17 protein-coding genes are annotated in these 18,065 nt (G+C 71.3%); 9 read left to right on the top strand and 8 right to left on the bottom strand.

The window, feature by feature from the left end:
- Positions 1 to 182: 182 nt before the first annotated feature.
- Entirely contained in the window at positions 183 to 479 is a 297-nt protein-coding gene (locus K2F47_RS11045) for a hypothetical protein (RefSeq protein ID WP_242902779.1), read from the top strand.
- A gap of 50 nt (positions 480 to 529) precedes the next feature.
- Here the strand turns inward: K2F47_RS11045 and K2F47_RS11040 are convergent, their stop codons facing one another.
- Positions 530 to 1,222: a hypothetical protein gene (locus K2F47_RS11040; protein ID WP_242902778.1), complete on the bottom strand. Its 693-nt coding sequence runs from the start codon at positions 1,220 to 1,222 to the stop codon at positions 530 to 532.
- A 74-nt stretch (positions 1,223 to 1,296) separates the two neighbouring features.
- Between K2F47_RS11040 and K2F47_RS11035 the strand changes: the two genes are divergently transcribed.
- Positions 1,297 to 1,944: a TetR/AcrR family transcriptional regulator gene (locus tag K2F47_RS11035; RefSeq protein WP_242902777.1), complete on the top strand. Its 648-nt coding sequence runs from the start codon at positions 1,297 to 1,299 to the stop codon at positions 1,942 to 1,944.
- Positions 1,945 to 2,150: 206 nt separating this feature from the next.
- On the opposite strand, the gene K2F47_RS11030 is transcribed toward K2F47_RS11035, so the two are convergent.
- The 5 genes from K2F47_RS11030 to K2F47_RS11010 all read right to left on the bottom strand — a co-directional run bounded on the left by K2F47_RS11030 (position 2,151) and on the right by K2F47_RS11010 (position 7,996).
- Entirely contained in the window at positions 2,151 to 4,694 is a 2,544-nt protein-coding gene (locus K2F47_RS11030; protein WP_242902776.1) for an ABC transporter permease, read from the bottom strand.
- On the bottom strand, positions 4,691 to 5,533 hold the full coding sequence (locus K2F47_RS11025) for an ABC transporter ATP-binding protein (RefSeq protein WP_308198395.1): 843 nt from the start codon (positions 5,531 to 5,533) through the stop codon (positions 4,691 to 4,693). The genes K2F47_RS11030 and K2F47_RS11025 overlap by 4 nt, the downstream gene beginning before the upstream one ends.
- On the bottom strand, positions 5,530 to 5,916 hold the full coding sequence (locus K2F47_RS11020; protein ID WP_242902775.1) for a hypothetical protein: 387 nt from the start codon (positions 5,914 to 5,916) through the stop codon (positions 5,530 to 5,532). Before K2F47_RS11020 ends, K2F47_RS11025 begins: the two co-directional genes overlap by 4 nt.
- A gap of 338 nt (positions 5,917 to 6,254) precedes the next feature.
- Positions 6,255 to 6,647: an SgcJ/EcaC family oxidoreductase gene (locus K2F47_RS11015; protein WP_156217492.1), complete on the bottom strand. Its 393-nt coding sequence runs from the start codon at positions 6,645 to 6,647 to the stop codon at positions 6,255 to 6,257.
- Positions 6,648 to 6,685: 38 nt separating this feature from the next.
- Positions 6,686 to 7,996 (bottom strand): NAD(P)/FAD-dependent oxidoreductase, encoded by a 1,311-nt coding sequence (locus K2F47_RS11010; protein ID WP_242902774.1) that lies wholly within the window; start codon positions 7,994 to 7,996, stop codon positions 6,686 to 6,688.
- 522 nt (positions 7,997 to 8,518) lie between these two features.
- Between K2F47_RS11010 and K2F47_RS11005 the strand changes: the two genes are divergently transcribed.
- Positions 8,519 to 8,977, top strand: coding sequence for an enediyne antibiotic chromoprotein (locus K2F47_RS11005; protein ID WP_242902773.1), 459 nt, complete (start codon positions 8,519 to 8,521; stop codon positions 8,975 to 8,977).
- 82 nt (positions 8,978 to 9,059) lie between these two features.
- Here the strand turns inward: K2F47_RS11005 and K2F47_RS11000 are convergent, their stop codons facing one another.
- Positions 9,060 to 9,638, bottom strand: a complete 579-nt coding sequence (locus K2F47_RS11000) for a helix-turn-helix domain-containing protein (protein ID WP_242902772.1) — start codon at positions 9,636 to 9,638, stop codon at positions 9,060 to 9,062.
- Between the two features lie 628 nt (positions 9,639 to 10,266).
- Here K2F47_RS11000 and K2F47_RS10995 point away from each other — a divergent pair.
- From K2F47_RS10995 to K2F47_RS10970, 6 genes are read left to right on the top strand one after another with little or no spacing between them, the layout of a single operon-like run.
- Positions 10,267 to 11,541: a cytochrome P450 gene (locus K2F47_RS10995; protein ID WP_242902771.1), complete on the top strand. Its 1,275-nt coding sequence runs from the start codon at positions 10,267 to 10,269 to the stop codon at positions 11,539 to 11,541.
- 20 nt (positions 11,542 to 11,561) lie between these two features.
- Positions 11,562 to 12,929, top strand: coding sequence for a condensation domain-containing protein (locus K2F47_RS10990; protein WP_242902770.1), 1,368 nt, complete (start codon positions 11,562 to 11,564; stop codon positions 12,927 to 12,929).
- A gap of 28 nt (positions 12,930 to 12,957) precedes the next feature.
- Positions 12,958 to 14,052, top strand: a complete 1,095-nt coding sequence (locus tag K2F47_RS10985; protein ID WP_242902769.1) for a hypothetical protein — start codon at positions 12,958 to 12,960, stop codon at positions 14,050 to 14,052.
- Positions 14,053 to 14,071: 19 nt separating this feature from the next.
- On the top strand, positions 14,072 to 15,313 hold the full coding sequence (locus tag K2F47_RS10980; RefSeq protein WP_242902768.1) for a cytochrome P450: 1,242 nt from the start codon (positions 14,072 to 14,074) through the stop codon (positions 15,311 to 15,313).
- Positions 15,314 to 15,321: 8 nt separating this feature from the next.
- A complete protein-coding gene (locus K2F47_RS10975; RefSeq protein ID WP_242902767.1) occupies positions 15,322 to 16,653 on the top strand; it encodes a nucleotide sugar dehydrogenase in 1,332 nt (443 codons plus the stop codon).
- The gene (locus K2F47_RS10970) at positions 16,650 to 17,639 is read left to right on the top strand and encodes an NAD-dependent epimerase/dehydratase family protein (RefSeq protein ID WP_242902766.1); all 990 of its coding nucleotides are present in this window, start codon (positions 16,650 to 16,652) and stop codon (positions 17,637 to 17,639) included. Before K2F47_RS10975 ends, K2F47_RS10970 begins: the two co-directional genes overlap by 4 nt.
- Positions 17,640 to 17,652: 13 nt before the next feature.
- Here the strand turns inward: K2F47_RS10970 and K2F47_RS10965 are convergent, their stop codons facing one another.
- Positions 17,653 to 18,039, bottom strand: coding sequence for a VOC family protein (locus K2F47_RS10965; RefSeq protein ID WP_242905894.1), 387 nt, complete (start codon positions 18,037 to 18,039; stop codon positions 17,653 to 17,655).
- Positions 18,040 to 18,065 lie beyond the last annotated feature (26 nt).

Raw genomic sequence — 18,065 nt, 5'->3', positions numbered from 1 at the left:
GGACGCGCGTGGTCGAACGTCCCGACGACCACACAACGCCGCCGATTCGCCCCCGTCGAACAGCACGAGATCAAAAGATCGTTCTCCTCGCGTTCACCGGAACGTCGGGAGGAGGATGGCGGACGGTATCCGTTGCGCTACATTCGGGAGCGGCGATGACCGGTGATCCGAGGAGCCCAGCGATGCTCGTGCCCCCGTCCGCGCTGGCCAGGCTGCGACGGGTACGGCGCCGTCCGGGCCGCCCGGCGCGGGTCGCCCGCCGCTTCGTCGCCCGTCCCGCCGGTGGCTCCCCCGCGCGGAAGGCCGTCCCGCGCAAGGACGCTCCGCAGCCCCGGCACCCCCCGGACGAACCGGACCCGGGACGCGACGCACGCCCCGAATCGTCCTGGGCCTGGACGCTCTACTCGCGCTGGGAGTGGATCACCGCGACCGCGCGCGCGGAACGGGTGCTGCGCAGGTCCCGTCCCCCGTGGCACTGACCGCACGCGAAAGGTGCCCGGGCGGCAAGGTCCCGGGCACCTTCGTGGATTCAGCCGAGCCCGGCCGCCGTCCCCGCGTGCCCGCTGGCCGACTCGGCGGGGGCGTTCCGCGCGCTGCGCAGGGTGCTGATGCTCACGGCCAGCGTCCAGAGCGACCACAGCGCGCCCATGCTGGCCGTGGTGCCCCAGCCCTGCGCGCTGTAGAAGTCGGCCGCGTCGTCGCCGAAGTACACCGCGGGCAGGAACGCGAGGTTGATGGCGGCGACGATGAACGACGAACGGCCCACCCAGGTCGGCAGCAGCCTGAGCCTGGTGACCGTGACGCCGAAGGTGATCAGGAACAGGCCCATCAGCAGCCGCGAGATCCCGCCCTGCATCAGGTACTGGGCCGCCGCGAACGGGCCCTCGGTCGTCGTGTCGATGTCGTGGCGCACCGAGATCGCCGCGCCGACCTCCATGGACTGGGGGACGAACACCATCGCGACCCAGAGCAGCCCCGCCATCTGGATCACCGACGCCGCCCACTCGTGGGCCGGACTGACCCGGACGACGAGCTGCCGGAGCCCGATGAAGTACACGATGTAGAACGTGCAGCCGGTGACGCCGATCAGACCGCGGGTGATGATGTTCCAGTCCGGCGGGGCCCCGGAGTAGATGAAGTAGAGCGGGACCTGGACGATGATGAACAGGCTGGCGATCACGCCGAACATGCCGGTGTATCTGCGGGTAGCCGCCTCGCTCACGGCGAGCCTCCTTCCGATGGGGGGTGGTCATGCCCTGTCAAGACGCTCCGTTTCGTCTCGTGTAAGGTCGTGCCATGAGCACGCCGAACGAGCAGCGACGGAGCGAGCGATCCCGCCGGGCGATCCTGGACGCGGCCCTTGAGCTGGTCCGGGAGCGCGGTCTGGCCAAGATGACGGTCGAGGAGATCGCCAAACGGGCCGGGGTGGGCAAGCAGACGATCTACCGGTGGTGGGGGTCCAAGGCGGCGGTACTCCAGGAGGCCCTCAACGAGCGTGTGAACAGCACGACCGACTTCCCCTACACCGGCGACGTGCGCGCCGACCTGCACACGCAGATGAGCGCGGTGGCGACGCTGTTCAACAGCTCGGAGTTCGCGCCCTACGCCGGTCTCATAGCGGCCGCCCAGGAGGACCCGGAACTCGCCGCCTCGCTCCGCGAGAACATGATCGAGCCGCGCGTGCGGGCCTGTGAGGAACGGCTCCGGCGCGGGCAGGAGGAGGGGCAGATACGCGGGGACTTCGACATCGACACCGTGGTCGAGATGCTCTACGGGCCCCTGTACTACCGGCTGCTGCTCCATACCCGTCCGCCGTCCGCCGAGCAGGTGTCGGAGATACTCGACGTCGCCTTCACCGGCCTGTCCCCCGACCCCCACAAGACCGGCGAGCCCGACCCCGACACGTCCAACCACGGCAGGGCCGGCGGCATCGACGGCGCCTAGGGCGTGTTCCAAGGTGGCCTCAGCCGTCACGCGGGCGCGTAGCTGAGCGGCGGGGCGACGCCGGAGGCGAGCCCCGCCGGGAAGATCGCGAAGCGATTCCGCGCCCGCAAAGGCTCGGTCACGTCCCGAGCCGCCAGGCGAGGGACGTGGGCCGGGACTTTTGAAACACTGCCGAGCGGTCCGGTGGCCGGTAGCGGCCGGGCGGCTCACGCCGCCGCCGAACCGATGATCTCGACGGCCTTCGGACGCAGCGCCGTCCGTCCGGCCAGCGCCGTCACGGGCACGACGATCAGGAACGCCGCCGCGACGACGCCCAGGAAGACGGCGACCGGCCCGGACGGCAGCAGCGCGCCGCCCGCGAAGGCCATCGGCAGGACGGTGAACGCCGAGATCGCCGTCCCGAGCGCGAGGCTCATCGTGGCCACCACGAGGCCCTCGATGAGCAGCATCCGCCGCACCTGGCTTCCGGTCGCACCGGCCAGGCGCTGCGCCGCGAGTTCCCGGCGCCGCGACAGCACCGCCACGGCCAGCGTGTTGATGGCCGCGATCGCGGCGTAGGCGATGGCCAGCGCGGCGATCAGGTAGTTGATCCACGCCTCGACGTCGAGGCCGCGCTCGACCGTCTCCGCCAGCACGCCGTCGCCGCCGACGCTGGTCCCGGGGAACGCGCCGACCCGCTCCTCGACGGCCTTCCGCAGCTCCCCGGTACTGGTCCCCGGCTCCGCGCGGACGAGGAGGTGGGTGGGCAGCGCGTTGGTCGTGTGCGGGGCCAGCAGGTCGGAGGGCAACATGATGCCCGCGTAGTCGGAGGAGTCCCGCAGCAGCGCCGCGACCGTGACCGGCGCCCGGGTGCCGTCGCCGAGACGCATGACGATCTTCTGCCCCACGCCGATGTGCAGCCGCCGCGCGATGGGTTCGGGCAGCGCGACGACGTTGCCGGTGAAGTTCCGCAGCGTCCCGGACGCGGCGGGCGCGGTGAGCACGGGCGCCGCGTCCTGGCGTCCGACGCCGATCAGCGTGGAGGGGTCGGTGCCCTTGCCGTCGTAGGGCTCCTCGATCCAGCCGTGGCTGCTGACCAGCGGCGACGCGGTCGCGACCCCTTCGGTCTGGCGGACCCGCTCGACGAGCCCCGGGGCGATCCCGCCCGCCGAGGACGTGACGACGGTGTCGGCCTTGAACTGGTGGAGGTAGCCGTCCTTGGCGGCCTCGGCCGCGGTGGTCTGCGAGTACACGTTGCCGAGCGCGATCGACACGCCCAGCGTGAGCGGTGTGAGCACCGCCGCGAACTGGCCCGCGCGGGCCCGGATATTGATCGCGGCCAGGATGCCGAGGGGGCCGCCCAGGCGGTGGATGAGGTCGGCTGCCCGGCCGGTGAGGCGGTCCAGGAGTTCGGGGGCGATGAGGGCGACCGCGATCGAGCCGGTGAGGACGGCCGGTCCGCCGGTGGCCTGCGCCGACTCCGGACCCATGAACATCGTGGTCCCGGCGAGCGCGACGGTGCCGACCGCGAACACGGCGGCGAGCACGCGCCGGAAGGGTGCCACCCTGACCGACGGGACGGCCGCCTCCGCGATCGCCTGGATCGGACGGGTGCGCGCGGCCGGGAGGGCGGCGAACGCGGCCGCGATCCACACGGCGAGCGGCGCGACGAGCGCGGTGCCGCCGAGCGGGATCAGGCCGAGCTGGAAGTTCAGCGCGGACGAGACGGCGCCGTGCTCGGTCGTGGCGTCCCAGATCCAGCCGCCGGTGAACCGGCCGAGCACGAGCCCGCACGCGGTGGCGAGCAGCGCGACGACCATCGTCTCGGCCATCACCATCCGGTACACCTGGCGCGGCGTGGCGCCACCCGCGCGCAGCAGCGCGAGCTCCCGCCGCCGCTGCCGGACCGACAGCCCGATCGTCGCCGACACGACCAGCGCCATGACGACCACGACCATGCCGCTGAAGATGCCCGCGAGCAGGATCAGCGGCAGCCGTCCGGCCTCGACGCCGGCGAACTCGGCCGCGCCGCGGTCGCTGCCCGTGCGGACCTTCAGCTCCGCTGGCAGGGCCGCCGCCACCCGCGCGGCCACGTCCTTGACCTTGGCGCCGGGTTCGAGCCGGAGCCCGATCGCGTCGGCGCCCGCGCCCCGGGGCACGAACCGCTGGACGTCGGCGCCGGAGAAGAAGTACGCGGGGGCGTCCACGTGCCCGGCGGGCGCGGCGACGCCGCTCACCGTGAACGTCTCGGGCACCCCGGCGACCGCGATCTGGACCCGGTCCCCGGCGTGGGCCTTCAGCCGCCGGGCGGACGCGCCGTCCAGCACGACCTGGCCCTTCCCCTGGGGCGCGGCGCCCTCGCGCAGGGCGTAGGGGGTGAGCGCGGCCGACTCCCAGCCGTGCCCGGCGAGCGCGTCGTCGCCGGCCGGAGCCGCCTGCCCGTGGACGACGGGGACCGCCGGGAACGAGACGTCCGGCACGGCGGCGGCGACCCCGGGCGTCCCGGCCAGCCGGGACGCGACCGCGGGGTCGATGTGGCCGCGCTCGGAGTAGGCGGCGCGCTGCGACTCGTTCGGCAGCTTGAACCCCGCGGGCCCGGTGACGAGGATCGGCGCCCCGGCGAGCCGCTGCGGGTCGGCGTTGAGCCGGATCGCCGTCTCGAACAGCCCCCCGCAGGCGAGCAGCAGCGCGGCGCCGACGACGACCGCCAGGAACGTCGCCACGGACGCGGCGGCCCGGTACCGCAGCGACGCGAACGCGAGCCGGATCATCGCCGTGCCGTCCCTTCCTGGACTCCGGCCGTCATCGCGTGCCTTCCGACATGCGCGCGGTACCCGGCGCTGTCGTAAGCGGCGGCCTCGTGCGGGGCGGCCTGCGGGCGGGGCGCGAGCCCGGCCAGCTCGTCGGCGACGGCCTTGGCGGTCGGGTTCGCCAGGTGCCGGACGATCTGCCCGTCCACCAGGAACAAGGCGCTGTCGGCGTAGGACGCGGCGACGGGGTCGTGGGTGACCATCACCACCGTCTGGCCCATCCGGGCGATCTGCGTGAGCAGGTGCAGCACCTCGCGCGCGGTCGTGGTGTCGAGCGCGCCGGTCGGCTCGTCCGCGAAGACCACGGCGGACCGGCTCGCCAGCGCACGGGCGATCGCCACCCGCTGCTGCTGGCCGCCCGACAGCTCGCCGGGCCGGTGCCCCATCCGCTCGCCGAGGCCGACCCGCTCGATCACCTGGCGCGTCCACTCCTTGTCGGGACGGCGCCCGGCCAGCAGCGCGGGCAGCGTGACGTTCTGCCAGACGGTCAGCGCGGGCATCAGGTTGTAGGACTGGAAGACGAACGCGACGTGGTCGCGCCGCAGCCGGGTCAGCTCGGTCTCGTTCCGGCCCGCGAGGGGGACGCCGACGAGCGCGACCGTCCCGGAGGTGGGCTCGTCCAGCCCGGCGGCGCAGTGCAGGAGCGTGCTCTTGCCCGAGCCCGAGGGGCCCATGACCGCGGTGAAGCTGCCCGCCGGGAAGTCGACGCTGACGCCCGCGAGCGCGGTGACGTCGCTGCCGCCGCCGTAGTGCTTGCGCAGGTCCCTCAGCTGGACCGCCGGTTCGATCGGGGCGTTCACCGCGCCTCCCGGCCGCTCGTCGCCGATCCGTCCCGGCGGCCGAACATCATCCAGGCGCCGCCGAGCAGGGCGCCGGTCGGCACCGTCGTGTAGAGCCACCAGGGGTCGAGCAGGTCGCCGCCGATGATGGCGATGGCCAGCCAGACGACGAACTGGATCGCGGTCACCGCGATCCACAGGCCGGTGGCGATGCGGAGCGCGAGCTTCGGGTCGAACGAGGCGCGCGGACGAGCCGTGCCACGCGCAGGAGCCTCGTGAGGCGGGCGAGGCGCGTCATACGAAGTGGCGCGCGGCGGATCGTACGAGGTGGCGCGGGGCGGTGCGGAGTCCTGGCGCGGCGGTGCGCCGACCGTCGAAGGCGGGCCGAAGAAATCGTCCTTCATCTTTCTGCTACCAATCGGGTGAGGGTGATCGGGTTCGCTGTTCCGGCTCGGCGGGCCACCAGGGCCGACCGCGACCAGTAACAGCCTGCGCTCTGAACACACCCAGGCCAGGAGGTCTAGGACCCGATCGATGGTGGTGCTAGGGGGTGTATCGGTGACGAGACGAGACGAGACGTACCGTCACGTACGGGAACAGTAAACCCGTGCTTCGGCGACGTCAAGACGCAACGTCTCGTCTTACGCTCCGCCGCCCACCGATCACGCCCACCGCGAGAAAGAAAAAAGCCGGGGACCGGCCGCCGTGGCGGCCGGTCCCCGGTTTCGGGGCGCTCCCCTGGTCAGCTCGCGAGCGGGGTGTTCTGGTAGGCGCTGATGAGCCATTCGCCGTTCTGCTTGACCAGCAGCCAGGTCGCGCGGATGGCCTCCTTCTCCGAGGGCTCGGTGTCCCCCGGGTGCAGCACGCCGCCCTTGTTGATGAGCAGGACGATGCTGTCGGAGAGCGGCTTGATCAGCTGCGGCGAGCCGGTGACGGTCGTGCCCTTGAGCTCGCCCTCGTAGAGCCCCGCCATGTGGGCGCGGATCTCCTCGCGGCCCTTGAGGAAGACCCCGCCGGGCAGGACGAGCGTCCCGTCCTCGGCGAAGACCTTGGCGAACGCGCCGGCGTCGTTCTTCGCCCACGCGGCGACGATGCGGTTGGGCACCTGCTGGACTTCCATCAGGTCAATGGACATGGTTTCCCTTTCTCATCTAATGGGGCCCGGCCGGGCGGTCAGACGCCCTCGGCCGCGTTGAGCTCGGCATAGAAGGGGCATTCGAGGACGCGTTCGAAGGGGGCGAAGGTGTCCCACCGGGACACCGTGCGGAGCTCCTGGTTGAGCTCGCTCTTGCTCCAGAGGTCACCGCTGAGCAGGCGGACCACCCACGGGTTGTCGTACCAGCGCAGCTCTTCACGGTCGAGGCCGATCGCCTCCAGGTACGGGCGGACGTTGTAGCCGTGCTCGTAGTAGGCGTGGATGATGCGGGAGTAGGTGTCGTATCCGGTCTTGAGGAAATTGCTGTAGTCGGTCTGGAGCTCGACCGTGCGGCCCGGCTCCTTCAGCAGCGTGTGGATGGTCTCCGCCGCGCGCACCCCGGTCGCGGTCGCCAACAGGACGCCGCCGGAGAAGATCGGGTCGAAGAAGCAGGCGGCGTCGCCGACCATGAACCAGCCGGACCCCGCGACGGTGTTGGAGTAGTAGCAGTAGTCGGTCTCAACGTGCACGTCGCCGGGCTCGGTGCCCTCGATCCGCGTGGTGATCCGCGGCACCCGCTTGACGTGGTCCGCGAGCAGCGCGGCGGGGTCGCTCTCCTGGAGCACCTCGCGCCGCATCACCGAGCCGACGCTGATGACGTCCTTGCGGATGGGGATGGCCCAGATCCAGCCGTCCTTGTGGCGGCCGATCTGGATGTCGCCCTCGTGGCCCGGGTTCTTCGCCTCGTCCAGGCCGGCGAAGTGCCGGAACACCGCGACCATGCGCAACCGGTCCACGTAGTGGCGCAGCCCGAACGACTTAGCGATCTTGCTGCCGCGGCCGCCCGCGTCCACCACCCACTCGGCCCGGACGGTGTGGGAGACACCGGCGTGCTCGTAGCGCACGCCGACGATCCGCCCGTCCTCCTGGATCAGGTCGTGGACGGCCGCCTCCTCGATGAGCTGCGCGCCGCACTCCTGGGCGAAGTCGGCGAGCATCTTGTCGAAGCGCTCGCGCTCGACCTGGAACGCCGAGGGGTAGCGGCCGGGGCCCTGCTGGGCGAACGGCACCCGACCGAACCGGTGCGGGGACGGCCCACTGAACTCGGCGCCGTGCTTGGGGACGAATCCCTGCGACTTGACGCGTTCCAACAGGCCGAGCCGTTCGAAAAGGGCCATCGTCGGCGGCAGCAGCGACTCCCCGATGTGGAAACGCGGCAGCGAACGGGCCTCCAGAACCAGCACAGAACGGCCCGCCTGGGCGAGGCTGATCGCCGTCGAGCACCCACCCGGACCCGCGCCGATGACGATGACGTCCACGCTCTCCGGATGATTTGGGCGGTCGGCCATGTGCGTCCTCCTGTAAATACCGAGGCAGGGCGGAACATGCGCCCTACCGACCTCAGTATTGGACGGGACGCGCATTCTCTCTTCTCCAGGAGTGCGCTTGGATCGTGAATCCGAAAGGGCACGTTTGGAGAAGCGGAAGGCACGCGGAACGCCTATTCTGCGGCGCCCGCCGAGGGGGTCGCCGGGGGTGCCGCCGACGCGCCGGGCCTGGTCCGCCGCGGGTGGGTGGCGTCACGGCCACGCCCAAACCCCTTTCGGCGCCCCTCGGCGCCTCCGACCGGAACCCCGCGAAGTGATCAATGACACGTTTAAAGTCGTCGTCGATCATCGCAATCGGCGCCGCGATATCGGCCCTGACCTGCGGATCTTCAGGAAACGGGGAGGGCGCCGCTGCGGGGCCGCGGAGCGCCCAAGTAGATGATCTTCCCGATAGGTGCGGTGACTTTCCCGGATGGCCCCCGTCTCAATTAACGACACGCCGCGTACGGCGCGCGGCGCACCACACCAGGGAGGACCGGGATCTTGTTCGACAAGACCAGAGTCACCAGCGGGAACAGGCTCCTCACCAAGCTCGGCGTCGGCGGGGCGCTGGCGCTCGGCCTGGCCGTCACGACCCTGTCGGGACCGGCCCAGGCCGCCGCGGCGGCGACCGTCACCGTCACGCCCAACACAGGTCTCCAGGACGGCCAGTCCGTCACGCTGTCGGCGACGGGCCTGACCCCGAACTCCGCCCAGCACCTCGGCGAGTGCACGCTCACCCCGGACAACCAGCCCGCCTGTCTCGACCTCGGGACCATCCAGTCCCAGGCCGACGGCTCGGCGAGCACCACGTTGACCGTGCACAAGACGTTCGAGGCGAAGGTCGGCGACACCCCCTACGGCACGGTGGACTGCGCCACCGCCGCGCTGTGCTTCATCGGCGTCTCCGACGACGGTGGCCCCGGCGGCACCGGCAACGGCGCGCTGATCTCCTTCCAGTAACCCGGATCTGGTAGTACCAGCTCCCCAGCCCGAGGCCGGGCCGCTCCCGTACGGCCCGGCCTCACCCCAGGACCGAAAATGCTCAGCCGGACGCGGGCACGTGCCCGGCGACCGTCGTGGTCGGAGCGGCGGACGCCGAGGATGCGGCGGACCCGGCGGAAGCAGCAGACGGAGCAGACGCAGTAAACGCGCCGGACACGCCGGGCGCCCTCCACACCGGCGACTCGGCCGGCATCCAGCGGTGGCAGTCGCGGGGCACGGCCCCGGGGAACCCCTTCAGCCGCCGGTACTCGCCCGGCGGCAGCCCGACGGCCTCGCTGAACCCCGCGACGAAGGCGTCCGCGCCCGGATACCCGACGAGCCGCGCGACCTCCGCGACCGGACGCGGCGAGCTCAGCAGCAGGCGCTTGGCCTCCTGGATCCGCATGGCGGACAGGAACCGTCCGGGCGACATGCCCGTGATGCGGTGGAAGGCGCGGGAGAAGTGAAACCTGCTGAACCTCGCGGCGCGCGCCAGATCGTCGATGGTGATGTGCTCCCCCAGTTTCTCCCGCATGACCTCGATGGCGTCGACGACCGCCCGCTCCGTGGCGGCGTCAACAGGATCATCGGCCTCCCGGCCCCAGCCCGGATACATCACTTCACCCAGCCCGTCGTCCATTTGCCTTCCATTGCCGGTCTATCAGGCTCCAACCTTCGAAAGGATCAGGTCTCCGCCCCCAGGGTCCGTCGCCGCACTCGCGCCACGGCGACCGAGTCTTTATGTCGGAATGATTTCGGGTGGCACGGTCCGAGCCGCCGCCACCGGGCCGCCCATGGGACTTGTGCAGGGGTTTTCCCATGTCAGGAGGGGCGGCTTTCGCGTTGATCGGCGAATGAATAATCCCCCGCTCCCCCCTCGGGCCAAGGTCGGCATTAACGCTCGACCGGAACCGGTAACCAGCACCTCACCACTCGTAACATCACGCCGTGATGTTCCGGTTATGGATCACGGTAGTTACCGGCGAGTTTCGCCCGGCCCTTTTCTCCCACAAGATACATCCATGTCACGGCCCTTCCGCAAGTACGGGAGAGCGCCATTCCTGGCCAAACAATGCGTCCTGACCGACGGGGTGAGAGTCCGCTTGCCTGGACCTTGACAGGCCAGGACCGGTGTGCCGCGACCGCCCGCCGGGCCCCGGAGGCCGCCCGGCCCCGGCGGCCCGCATTCTGGAGGATGGAGGCGCCGACGGGTCGGCCCAAGGATGTGCGGGGGAAGCCGTCTCCCACGACGCGAGGGGTTGTGACCCATGGCCTTGTCACCCGCGGAACCAGCCGGCCAGGCGAACCCGGCCGAGCTGCCCGAACCGGCCAGGCCGGCGAACCTGGCCGAGCTGCCGACCTACCCGATCGCCCGGGAATGCCCGTACCGGCCCTCCACCAGTCACGAGCCGCTCATGGCCGCCGGCCCGCTCACCCGGGTCCGCCTCTACAACGACCGCACGGCCTGGCTCGTCACCGGCGCCGCCGAGGCGCGCGCGCTGCTCTCGGACTACCGGCGCGTGTCGATCCGCAACCGTGGCCCGGGCTATCCCCTCCTCAACAAGGAGATGGAGAAGGTCGTCGACTCCGGGTACGCCGACGTCCTGTTCGGCGTCGACCCGCCCGAGCACACCAAGCAGCGGCAGATGATCATGTCGCCGTTCACGCTGCGCCGGACGGCGCGGCTGCGCCCGGAGATCCAGGCGATCGTGGACGGCAAGCTCGACGAGATCGAGCAGCACGGCGCGCCCGCCGACCTCGTGCCGATGTTCGCGCAGCCCGTCCCGTCCATGGTGATGAGCCTGCTGCTCGGCGTCCCCTACTCCGACCACGCGGAGTTCGAGACCCCGGCGCACAAGCTGTTCGTCCCGGAGCTGGCCGAGGAGGCCACCCAGGAGCTCGGCGAGTACCTGGACCGCCTCATCCAGCGCAAGCAGGAGAACCGCGACAACGACACGACCGGCCTGCTGGACGACCTCGTCGCCAAGCACCTCGCGACGGGCAACATCGGCCGGGACGAACTCGTCCATATCGCGATGTCGATGCTCGTCGCCGGGACGGACACGACCACCAACGTCATCTCCCTGGGCACGCTGGCCCTGCTGGACCACCGCGAGCAGTGGGAGGCGCTGTGCGCCGACCCGTCGCTGATCCCGGCGGCCGTCGAGGAGATCCTGCGCTACGTCTCGCTGGTCGAGGCGTTCGCCCGGGTCGCGACCGAGGACATCACGCTCGGCGACACCACGATCAAGCGCGGGGACGGCATCCTGATCAGCTGCGCCGGGGTCAACTTCGACGCCGGGCACGTCGAGGACCCCGCGCGGTTCAACATCCACCGCCCGGCGAAGCCGAGCTTCTCCTTCAGCCACGGCATCCACCGCTGCCCGGGCGACAACCTCGCCCGCCTGGAGCTGGAGATCGCCTTCCACACGCTCACGCAGCGGTTCCCGACGCTGCGGCCCGCCGTGCCGATCAGCGAAATGGAGAGCAACAACAACGACGGCACGCTCCAGCGCCTCTACTCCTTCCCCGTGACCTGGTAGCACGCGAGAGAGGACCGGGCATGTCACACCCGAACGGAACCATCACCGCGCAGGCGGAGCGGATCCCGCTCTCGCTCCAGCAGGACTTCCTGCGGCTCATCGACTCCGGCACCGACGCCGGGCCGTTCGGCCCCTGGTACACGATCGTCGGCGGCTGGCGTCTCGCGGGCCCGCTCGACGTCCCGACCCTCCAGGGCGCGCTGGACGACCTGGTCGTGCGGCACGAGTCGCTGCGCACCTCGCTCGTCCGCGACGGTGACGACTCCTGCCAGGTGGTGGGCGAGCCGGGGTCGCCGAGCCTGACCGTCCACGACCTCTCCGGGCAGGAGGGATCGCGCGACCTCCAGGCGGAGGAGCTGGTCAACGAGGTCGAGTCCGCCCCCTTCACGATCGACCAGACGCCGCTGATCGGCGCGGTGCTCGGCCGGTTCGACGAGCGGGACGCGGTGCTCGCGCTGGCCGCCCACCACACGGCCGTCGACGGCTGGTCGATGCAGCTCGTCGTGCGGGACCTGGCCGAGCTGTACGCGGCGCGACGCGCTGGGCGCCCGGCCGTCCTGCCCGACCCGGGGCAGTACCGCCAGTTCGTCGCGTGGCAGCGGGAGTACGAGCGCGGCCCGGCGGCGGACGCCTCGCGCGCGTTCTGGCGGGAGACGCTGCGCGGCGCGCAGATCACGCCGATCCCGACCGACCACGCGCGCAGTGCGGAGCTGCCCGCTGCTACGTCCTGGCACCGGTTCCTGCTGGCCGAGGACTTCCGCACCGCCGTGCTCCGCCTGGCGCGGACGACGCGCACCACGCCGTTCATGGTGCTGCTGGCGGCCTACGCGCTGCTGCTGCGCGAGCGCGGCGGAGGCGACGACATCGTCGCGCCGACGTTCACCCCGGGGCGGATGCAGTCGCGGATGCTCGACACCGTCGGCTCGTTCTACAACTTCGTCCCGCTGCGGGTGGATCTCGCGCCCTGCCGGACGTTCGCGGACGTGCTGGCCGCCGTGCGGCAGACCTGCCTGGCCGCCCACACGCACGAGCTGCCGTTCAACGACATCCTCGCCGCGGCGCCGAACCTGCTGGACGCGGCGGGCACCGACCGGACCGCCGACCTGGCCTTCCAGGTCGTCCAGTCGCCGCTGATCATGGCGGACAAGCCCGTCGGCGACCTCGCCTATACCGCGATGCGGCGCCGGATGCTGCCGCAGGCGGTCGGTTCGGCGCTCCCCGACGGCGCGCTGTGGAACCTGGAGCTGAACGCGCCCGGAATCGTCGGCAGCGTCGGCTATCTCAGCAACCTTTTCACCACCGAGTCGATGATGGATCTGATCATCGACTTCCAGCGCGTCCTTTCGCGGGTGCTGCCGCGCCCGGACCAGGAACTCAAGAACCTCTAAACAATTTCGAGCCGAAAAGGGGAGCGGAATGGCCACGCCTGAACCGGCGAGCCTGGCCCTGCGCGGGGTCGCCTACGACACGGGGACCAACTTCAGCACGGGCCAGGGGGAACTGTCGCGGATCATGTGGAACGAGGCCCACATGTTCGAGGAGATCTCCCTCATCAGCGACCAGCTGAACTGCAACGCCGTCACCATTTACGGCACCGACCACTCCCGGCTGGCCGCGACCGCCTCGGCCGCCCTGGACAACGGGCTGCGCGTGCGGCTCCAGCCCCGGCTGGTCGACCACACCCAGGACGAGATCCTCGAACACCTCGCCGAGGCCGCCCGGCTGGCGCAGACGATGCGGGCCGACGGCGGCGATGTCGAGTTGACGGTCGGCGCCGTCCACCTGATCTTCACGCCGGGCATCGCCCCAGGCCACCCCTACCACCAGCGGATGGCCAACGCCTACGCCGACCTCGACCACTACCTGCTGAAGCCCGACGGGCGCATCGACTTCACCGAGGCGGCGGCCCCACTGAACGACTTCCTCGGCCGCGCCGCCGCCACGGCCCGCTCCCTCTTCGACGGCCCGCTCAGCTATTCGGCCGCGCCTTTCGAGCAGGTCGACTGGACGCCGTTCGACAGCATCGCGCTCATGTACCAGTACCTGCCGACGTACCTGCCCACGGCGGCCGACCACATCAGCCTGATCAGCCCCTACCGCAAGTGGAACAAGCCGATCGACATCGCGGAATACGGAACCGCCACCTACACCGATGCCGAGAAGATGGCGTTCCGTTTCTACGACATCGTCGACCGCTACCAGGACCCGCCCGTCGTGCTGGACTCCTACACCCGCGACGAGAGCGCGCAGGCCGCCTACCACCTGAAGATGCTCGGCATTTTCCAGGAGGCCGGGGTGCGCGGCGCGACCGTTTCCGAACTCGTCCACCCGACGCACCCGCACCATTCCGACCCGCGCCTGGACCTGGACACCGCCAGCATGTGCATCGTCAAGACGATCCGCGACGACTTCGCGGACGCGGGCTCGGACTACCGGCTGGAGCCCAAGGAGTCGTTCCACGCCATCGCCGACCACTTCGCCCACATCGGCTTCCAGGAAGCGCACCGCTGACCGCCGGAAGGAGGACGACATGACGGCCACACCCGTCGACCCCACCCCGACCGGCGACCTGCCGGACTACCCGCTCACCCGCGAATGCCCCTACCGGGCGCCGGACGGAACCGCCGGCCTGCACGCCGCCGGGCCGCTGCAACGCGTCCGGCTCTACGACGGCCGGACGACCTGGCTGGCCACCGGCCCCGCCGAGATCCGCGCGCTGCTGTCGGACAAGCGCATGTCCAGCCGGTCGGGCTTCCCGGACTACCCCGTGCTGGACGAGCGGCACCTGCACATGCGCGGCACGAGGGAGATGGCGAAGGAGGAGGAGGGCGGCTTCGCGGGCGCGCTGTTCGGCGTCGACCCGCCCGAGCACACCCGCCAGCGGCAGATGCTGCTCCCCCACTTCACGGCCCGGCGCATCGCGACGCACCGTCCCGAGATCGAGCGGATCGTGGACGAGCGCGTCGACGCGCTGCTCGCGCAGGGCCCGCCGGCCGACCTGATGACGACGTTCGCCGCGCCGGTCCCGATGATGGTGGTCTGCGCGTTCCTCGGCGTCCCCTACGAGGACCGGGAGCGGTTCGAGAAGCCGGCGCGGGAGCTGTTCGACCCCGACCGCGCGGACGCGGCGATGGAGGAGCTGACCGGCTACCTCACCGACCTCGTCGGCGACCAGCGGGCGAACCTGCGCGAGGGCCTGCTGACCGAGCTGCTCGACTCCGAGGTCGCGGAGGGGCGGATGGCCCCCGGCGAACTCGTCCAGTTCGCGTTCGCGATCCTCGTCGCGGGCACGGTCACCTCCACCAGCGCGATCGCGCTCGGCACGCTCGCCCTGCTCGACACGCCTGGCCAGTACGCGGCGCTCGTGGAGGACGAGACGCTGATCCCGGCGGCGGTCGATGAGATCCTGCGGCACACGTCGCTGGTCGAGCAGCTCGCCCGGGTCGCCACCGAGGACATCGAGATCGCCGGTCAGGTCATCAAGGCCGGCGACGGGCTGCTGGTCAGCTTCGCCGGGGCCAACCTCGACCCGAGCGTGACCGGCCACCCGGGGACGCTCGATATCACGATGCCGCCCGACCACCACTTCGCGTTCGGCTACGGGCTGCACCGCTGCCTGGGCCACAACCTGGCGCAACTGGAGCTGCGGATCGCGTTCCGCGCGCTCACCAAGCGCCTTCCCTCGCTGCGTCCGGCCATCCCGGTCGCCGAGATCCCCGCATTCAACGACGCCACCGTCCAGCGACTGCTGGCGTTCCCCGTCACCTGGTGAGGACCGTCATGCCGGACAGACAGACGATCGCCGTGATCGGGCTCGGATACGTGGGACTGTGCGTCGCCACGGCGCTCACCGACGCGGGCTTCGACATCATCGGCGTCGACACCGACCCGAACCTCGTCGCCGACCTCGGCGCGGGCATCGTCCGCTCGCAGGAGCCCGGCGTCGCGGGCGCGGCGCAGCGGGCCCTGGAGGAGGGACGCCTGCGCGCCACCACCGACTACGCCGCCGTCGCCGAGGCGCCGGTCGTGCTGATCGCGGTCGGGACGCCCATCACCGACGAGCTGACACTCGCCGAGCACCAGCTGCGCGGCGCGTGCACGGAACTGGCCCGCCACCTGCGGAAAGGGCAGCTGGTCATCTGCAAGAGCACCGTCCCGCCGGGCACGACCCGCGGGCTGGTGCTGCCGCTGCTCGAAGCGGGCGGCCTGGCCGGCGGGCGCGACTTCCTGCTCGCCTTCTGCCCCGAGCGGCTCGCCGAGGGCACCGCGCTCACCGACCTGCGCACGCTGCCGATCGTCGTCGGCGGGCTCGACGAGCGCAGCACCACCGAGGCGATGGCGTTCTGGCAGAAGGCGCTGAACGTCCAGGTGATCCCGCAGGACTCGCTGGAGTCCGCCGAGATCGTCAAGCTCGCCGACAACTGGTGGATCGACCTCAACATCGCCCTCGCCAACGAGCTGGCCCAGTTCTGCTCGCTGTTCGAGGTGGACGTGCTCGACGTGATCTCCGCCGCCAACTCCATCACCAAGGGCAAGGGCAGCGTCAACATCCTGCTTCCGAGCGTCGGGGTCGGCGGGTCGTGCCTGACCAAGGACCCGTGGATGGTGTGGCAGACCGCCGCGTCCCGCGGGCTGGAGATCCACACCCCGGAGGTGGGACGGCGGGCCAACGCCGGGATGCCCGCCTACACGGCCCGGCTGATCCTCGACGACCTGCGCGAGCGCGGCAAGGACCCGGCGGACTCGACCGTCGCGATCCTCGGCGTGGCGTTCAAGAACAACACCGGCGACCTGCGGGCGACCCCCGTCCGGGACGTGGTGGCCGAGCTGGCCGCCGCGGGCGTCGCGGTGCGCTCGCACGACCCGCTCGTGGACCCCGACCAGGCCGAACGGCTCGTCGGGACGCGTCCGACCGAGTCGCTGGAGGACGCCGTCCGCGACGCCGACTGCGTCGCCGTGCTGGCGCTGCACGAGCGGTTCCGCGACATCGACTTCGGTGCGCTGCCCGTCGCCGCCTCCTGCCTGCTGCTGGACGGCCGCGCCTACTACCCCAAGGAGAAGATCGCCATGCTGCGCGAGCTGGGCTACCGGTACCGGGGGATCGGCCGATGAGCGCCCCGCACGCGGTCGTCACCGGCGGGTCGGGGTTCATCGGCAGCCACCTGGTCGAGAAGCTGATCGCCGACGGGCACCGGGTGACGGTGTTCGACGCGGCCGAGCCGCCCGCCGACTCGCGCGCCGCCGACCAGGTGGGCGAGCACGTCCGCGGCGACGTCCGGGACCAGGACGCGCTGGCCAGGGCGATCCGCTCCGGTGTCGACGTCGTCTACCACCTGGCGGCCTCGGTCGGCGTGGACCAGTACCTCGCCCGGCCGCTGGAGGTCATCGACATCAACGTCACCGGCACCAGGAACGTCCTGGAGCTGGCCGCCAAGGCCGGGACGCGGCTGGTCGTCGCCAGCACCAGCGAGATCTTCGGCAAGAACCCGAACGTGCCCTGGCGGGAGGACGACGACCGCGTCCTCGGCCCGACGACGACCGACCGGTGGGCCTACTCCTCCAGCAAGGCGCTGACCGAGCACCTCACGTTCGCGTTCGCGCGCGCCCACGGCCTGGACGCGACGATCGTCCGCTACTTCAACGTCTACGGGCCGCGCCAGCGCCCCGCCTACCTGGTCAGCCGCAGCGTGCACCGGGCGCTGAACGGGCTGCCGCCGATCGTCTACGACCAGGGCAAGCAGACCCGCTGCTTCACGTTCGTCAACGACGTCATCGAGGGCACGTTCCTCGCCGGGACGCACCCGGACTCGCCCGGCGAGGCCATCAACATCGGCGGCACCACCGAGACCACGATCGCCGACGCCGTCCACCTGGTCGCGGAGCTGACCGGGGCCGAGGCGACGATCCCGGTCGACACCTCGCGGTCGTTCGGCGCGACCTACGAGGACCTGCCGCGCCGCGTTCCCGACAACGCCAAGGCCCGCGAGCTGCTCGGCTGGACGCCCCGGACCACGCTCCGCGAGGGGCTGGCCCGGACGATCGAGTGGGCCCGCGCGAACCCGCGCTGGCTGGCGCAGCACGACAGCGGCGCCACCTGAGCCCTCCCGAGCCTCAGCCGCCGGACGGACGCTCCTGGATGGTCCAGTGGTTTCCGTCCGGGTCGGTGAAGGACGCCGTCGCGCTCCACGGCTCGTCGCTGTAACCCGGCACCTGCTCGCCGTCCTCGTGGTGCATGACCTCGGAGACCGGGGCGCCGGACGCGGCGAGCCGGGCGCGGGTCGCGCGGATGTCGGGCACGACGACCGTCAGACCGACCACGGGATGCGCGCCCTCGACCAGGTGAATCGAGCAGCCCGAGCCCGGCGGGGTGAGTTGCAGGACGCGCTTTCCGCCGGGGACGACGCGGTCGATGTCCACGTCGAATCCGATCGTGTTCGCGTAGAAGTCCTTCGCCGCGTCCAGGTCGGAGACGGGGATCGGGACGACCTCGATCTTCATGTCCACGCGCGCCATCCTCCTGTTCC

It is taken from the genome of Actinomadura terrae (assembly GCF_022751215.1).
GTDB lineage: Bacteria > Actinomycetota > Actinomycetes > Streptosporangiales > Streptosporangiaceae > Spirillospora > Spirillospora terrae.
Note: the sequence above shows the minus strand (reverse complement) of the source record. Positions and strands in the feature narration are given on the sequence as shown.